Here is a 5,018-nt window from a genome sequence, read left to right on the forward strand (position 1 = left end):
TCTGCTCTTTCTTCTTCTTTAAGAGCTTTTTGTAAGTTTTTCTTTTCTTCTAAATCTAGGAAATCTTTAGCTGGCATAAGTAGAATTTTTCTCAAGTTACTATTTCTATTTTAGGTGGTTTAAGTGCGTTTTAGCTTATTATACACGATCTGGCAGAGCCAGTGCTACGCTCCCACCACTCCACCCTCAGCCCGATCGCGCCTACCCCGCGAACTGGCGGATAATTCTCGCGACTTCCTTGAAATTTGGTGAGTTATAGGACTTGGTTTCTTTCTAGAATGCGTTCCACAAAATCTCGATCTCGCGCTCGATTACGGTGATAATTTGTAAAATATTTCTAGATTCGCTTGGTTGAACGTTTAACTCGTCTCCCACATGGACATGATCGGGAAAATTGGCTAGATCGGGAAAATGTTCCACGTTATCCCAGCGTTTTCTTAACTTCTGTTTGCTTGCGTCCATCCATTGATAGCGATAGCTTATCGTAACGATGCGTTGATCGATCGAGGTAAAAGCTTCAGCAATTTCTAAAAAATCTCCGTTCGTTAAAAGGACTCTCGCTCGGAAATAGCCTCGATCGAATAAAATTCTTTCATCGACAATCGTAAAAGACTTGACGATCGAACTCTCAGATAATTTCCTTTTAACTAGGGGAATATAATCGGCTATCTCCATCTAATTTGATCGTAAACTTATCTCTTTTCTAGCTGCCAATAGCATTTCATAATAAACATTCCACTCGAAATAATCCATATCGTCCCCTAGCTCACCGGAACGAAATCTAGGATAGAATTCTTCCGAACTCATGCGATATTGATTTTCGTATTGCTTGACACGGTTTTCTAAATCCAAAATTTGAGCGTTAATCTGCAAATTTTCCCGTTGTTCGCTCTCAATTTTTCGATTCAGTAACTCTCTTTCTTCCTCGGAGAGAGAGAGAATAATTCGTGCGAGAGAATCAATCAGTTGGGTATTCATTATCGTTAAAATCCGAGATAGGATTATACTAAATCCAGTTATTAAAGACTGATTATCTATTCCTCCTACCCCCCCGATGTCGGGGGGCAGGGGGGGTTGCCTCTTGCCTCTTGCCTATCCTGATAGGTAGCCTATACTCAACGGATTTAGGATTATTTCCCCTGAGAACTGTAGCAGATTCGATCGAGAACCGCTGCCATGACTGCTAGGAAATAATGGATGGATGAGGCTGCACCTATCCACCCTAAATGTCTAAATCTGCGGGGCTAAATTTCTTGTGAATCTGAGGAAAACCTAACTGTTTAATCACTTGATGTTTGCGTTCTTCCTCAAGGGATGACAACTGATGATAATTAACCCAGTGAATACAGTTAACCGGACAAGTCTCGATCGCTTCTTGAATAATTTCTTCCTCGTCACCGTCCTGATTATAGACACGAGAGCGACCGTATTCACCTTCAATAAAAAAGGTATTGGGGGCAACGTGGGCGCAGTGTTTACAACCGATACAAGTGACCTCATCGACGTAAACCGCTTTCTGGCGCAGTAAACCGCCCAATTCAGGTTCAAAACCGGTGCGATCGGGGGAATCTCTTAGGAATCCCCCCAACTCTGGTTCAAAACCAGAGCGTTCGGGAGAAAAATCAGCCATTAGGCACTCCAACGTTGTACCACTAGACGAATAGAACCATCAGTATTTTTTTCCTGTGCTGCCACCTGAAAACCCTGTTTAGCAGTTTCTGCCAGAATGGTGTGGTAGGCATAACCTTGATTTACTTTTCTTAAAAATCCTTCTACGGTTAGGGGTTGTTGCCAGTATTGCAAATCGGCAACTAACTCGTACTCGTTACCATTCCAGCGAAAACCGATATCGTAATTGTTATCTTGTTCAATTACCACCTCTGCGGTTAAAGTTTGACCTTGATAACCTTTGACAGGGTGAGAACCCTCTTTCCATTCCATACCCATATCCGTTAGGGCGGCTTTTAGGTAGGATAGATCGCGGATTTTGGTTTTGATATTGCTAAAGTGTGACATGGTTTTTCAGTGGCTTAAATAATGGGATTGGGAAAGATGAAAAATTACCAGTCGCTAAAAGTGGCTTTGTTGCTGACTTTCTCTGACTGGCTGACGGTTTGATGGTAATAATCCGAGGTTTTCTCTTGAGACATCAGCTGCCCGAGTTGTGCCTCGATCGCCGCCGTCACCTCTTGACAAGATGAACCGACTATGCCTGTCACCTTTTCCATGACGCGACCATCGGGATAGATAATAAACTCTAGGCTTTCCATGCTCATAGCTCTTCTCAGCGTGATCTGGGGTTTGCAAAGCTCCCTATCGTTTTAATTTACGATAGTTTGCTAATCGTAGCAATCTGGTTAAAATTTTAGCAAAACTTTATATTATCTCAGCCAACCACTTTCATTTTTTGTAAGTTTCCCGTAACTTTTCTTCATCGTCAAGGGCGAACCTTGACCGAGGAGGCATAATTTAACAAAACTACACAAAAAAGACGACCTGAAGCGATAAATTGAAAATAAAGGAGATGCAACGGCGAACCACGACCGCCGAGATCATAGAATTTTGTCTATAGGAATCAGAACAAAATGAATAAACAAATAGCCAGCGATCGCATTCGGATCGGTGTTTTAGGTTTTGGTGGTTTAGGACAGGCTGCCGCTAGAATTCTCGCCCCCAAACAGGAAATGCTTTGGACTGCCGCCGCCGATAAAGCCGGTTTTGCATACCACAAAGACGGTCTAGATGTCAATACCTGTAACAAAATTTATCATGACCGGGGTTCGATCGGTTATCTGGAAAATTACGGCAGTCTCAGCGAGAACAGTATCGAGGAATTAATCAAAACTGCCGACGTAGAAGGCTATTTTCTCGCCTTACCGAATTTACCTAACAATTTCATGGCCGATATCGCTAAAACTTTCATTCGCTTAGGTTGGCGCGGAGTTTTAGTCGATGCCCTCAAACGCACCAGCGCCATGGAACAAATCTTAGCACTACAAGCAGACCTAGAAGCCGCCGGCATCACCTACATGACGGGCTGCGGTGCTACCCCCGGACTGTTAACTGCGGCTGCTGCCCTAGCTGCCCAGAGTTATGGGGAGATTCATAGCGTTAAAATTACCTTTGGCGTGGGAATCGCCAACTGGGAGGCTTATCGTGCCACTATTCGCGAAGATATCGCCCATTTACCCGGTTACGACCCAGAAACGGCGCACCGGATGAGTGATGCGGAAGTGGAAATGCTGTTAAATAAAACCAATGGCATTCTCAGCCTCGAAAATATGGAACACGCAGACGATATTATGCTGGAATTAGCCGGAATTTGTGGACGCGATCGGGTTTCCGTCGGGGGTGTGGTGGATACGCGCAACCCGAAAAAGCCCTTGAGTACCAATGTTAAAGTCACGGGGCGGACTTTTGAAGGCAAAATTTCCACCCATACCTTCACTTTGGGTGATGAAACCAGTATGGCGGCTAATGTCTGCGGGCCAGCTTTTGGTTATCTGAAAGCGGGGGTTTCCCTACATCGTCGCGGTATCTACGGATTATGGACAGCAGCGGAGATTATGCCGCAATTTGTGCGCTAGGGGTTTCTCTGCCGTAAAATACCTAAAACTTTCGGGAAAATAGCGGGTAAGGGGGCGATCGCTTCTAGGCTCTCTCCCGTGACCGGATGTACTAAAATTAAACGATGGGCATGGAGTAATTGCCCGGGTAGATTAATCCCGATGGAACGACCTGAACTATAGAGGGGATCCCCAAGAATCGGATGACCGATTTGGCTGCTATGAACGCGAATTTGATGAGTTCTGCCAGTTTCTAGGCGAAATTCCATTAAGGTGTAGTTGCCCAGTCTTTCCTTGACTTGCCAGTGAGTGACGGCATTTCTACCTCCTTTTTCCACGGCAATAATCGCCATCTTTTGGCGATCGCTGCGGTGACGACCGATCGGCAGATCAATTGTACCTGTCTCCGTTTTGGGGACACCGTGGACGAGGGCGATGTATTCCCGGCGGGCAGTTTTGGTTTTTAATTGTGCCTGTAGGTGTTGATGGGCCTGGTCGGTTTTGGCAATAACGATCGCACCCGTGGTATCCTTATCTAAGCGGTGGACTATACCAGGGCGTTGAATTCCACCAATTCCGGCTAAATTCGGGCAGTGATGCAGTAAAGCGTTGACCAAGGTTCCCGATTCGTGGCCGGGAGCCGGATGAACCACTAAATCGGCAGGTTTATTGATAATAATCAGATATTCGTCTTCGTAAAGAATATCAAGCTCGATCGCCTCGGCGGTTAATTCCAGGGGTTGACTGTCGGGAATGGTAATCTTTAAGCGATCGCCTTGACCAACTTTAGTATTTTTATTAGTGCAAATTTGACCATTTAACTGTATATATCCCTGTTCTATCAGTTTTTGCAGCCTCGATCTCGATAAATCGGGCAATTGTGACCCCATCCAAGCATCTAAACGTTCTTTTTTTCCCGCAACTTCTAAGTTTAATTGGTTCATCGGTTTTTAGTGATCAGGGTGTAGGGTGTCGGGGAATCAAGAAAAACTGACTGGAGATTAGTTAATCTACTTAGCTCAACAATTCCAGTTAAGTAGGTAGGCGTTAAAAATTATCAGATCCCCCCGCCTATCGGCACCCCTCTTATCAAGGGGGGCAGGGGGGATCAGAGGCAAAATCTATCTTCAATTTAATTATAACTACTTACTTATTTTAACAGTAATTGAACTTGCTCTGGCTGCTTGAGATGGAAATCTTGGGATTAAATTTTCCTGATTTTTAAGTAGGTAGGTGTTAAAAACTTTCAGATGCCCCCCTTATTAAGGGGGGATTAAGGGTAGGGCTGTTTCATTTAAATTAAGTACAGCGGATTTTGAGTCAATAAATTTGACCGAAGATTCTCAAGTTTATCTTTCTCTAACCAAAAGAGTTAGTCACAATAACTAATCTTTAATCCTCTGCCAATATTTATTATGAATAAATTGATAAAGCTTGTTCCCAAGCCACTAA

Annotated in this window: 7 protein-coding genes; 1 reads left to right on the forward strand and 6 read right to left on the reverse strand. The window is 44.1% G+C overall.

The annotated features are described in order from the left end of the window. Positions 1-273: 273 nt before the first annotated feature. From IM479_RS21625 to IM479_RS21645, 5 genes are all read right to left on the reverse strand, one after another. A complete protein-coding gene (locus IM479_RS21625) occupies positions 274-675 on the reverse strand; it encodes a toxin-antitoxin system TumE family protein (RefSeq protein ID WP_287685301.1) in 402 nt (133 codons plus the stop codon). Then, the gene (locus tag IM479_RS21630) at positions 676-978 is read right to left on the reverse strand and encodes a hypothetical protein (protein WP_287685302.1); all 303 of its coding nucleotides are present in this window, start codon (positions 976-978) and stop codon (positions 676-678) included. Positions 979-1,222: 244 nt separating this feature from the next. Beyond that, positions 1,223-1,630: a ferredoxin gene (locus tag IM479_RS21635; RefSeq protein ID WP_158199472.1), complete on the reverse strand. Its 408-nt coding sequence runs from the start codon at positions 1,628-1,630 to the stop codon at positions 1,223-1,225. After that, the gene (locus tag IM479_RS21640; RefSeq protein WP_286825013.1) at positions 1,630-2,016 is read right to left on the reverse strand and encodes a DUF1257 domain-containing protein; all 387 of its coding nucleotides are present in this window, start codon (positions 2,014-2,016) and stop codon (positions 1,630-1,632) included. The genes IM479_RS21635 and IM479_RS21640 overlap by 1 nt, the downstream gene beginning before the upstream one ends. Positions 2,017-2,060: 44 nt before the next feature. After that, positions 2,061-2,276, reverse strand: coding sequence for a DUF2997 domain-containing protein (locus tag IM479_RS21645; RefSeq protein ID WP_286825012.1), 216 nt, complete (start codon positions 2,274-2,276; stop codon positions 2,061-2,063). Positions 2,277-2,585: 309 nt separating this feature from the next. On the opposite strand from IM479_RS21645, the gene bioU reads away from it, so the two are divergent. Next, entirely contained in the window at positions 2,586-3,587 is a 1,002-nt protein-coding gene (gene bioU, locus IM479_RS21650) for a (S)-8-amino-7-oxononanoate synthase BioU (RefSeq protein ID WP_287685303.1), read from the forward strand. Here the strand turns inward: bioU and IM479_RS21655 are convergent. Next, on the reverse strand, positions 3,584-4,510 hold the full coding sequence (locus IM479_RS21655) for an RluA family pseudouridine synthase (RefSeq protein ID WP_287078416.1): 927 nt from the start codon (positions 4,508-4,510) through the stop codon (positions 3,584-3,586). The two genes, bioU and IM479_RS21655, sit on opposite strands and share 4 nt — an antisense overlap. Positions 4,511-5,018: the final 508 nt, after the last annotated feature.

It is taken from the genome of Microcystis sp. M165S2 (assembly GCF_020245885.1).
Lineage (GTDB): Bacteria > Cyanobacteriota > Cyanobacteriia > Cyanobacteriales > Microcystaceae > Microcystis.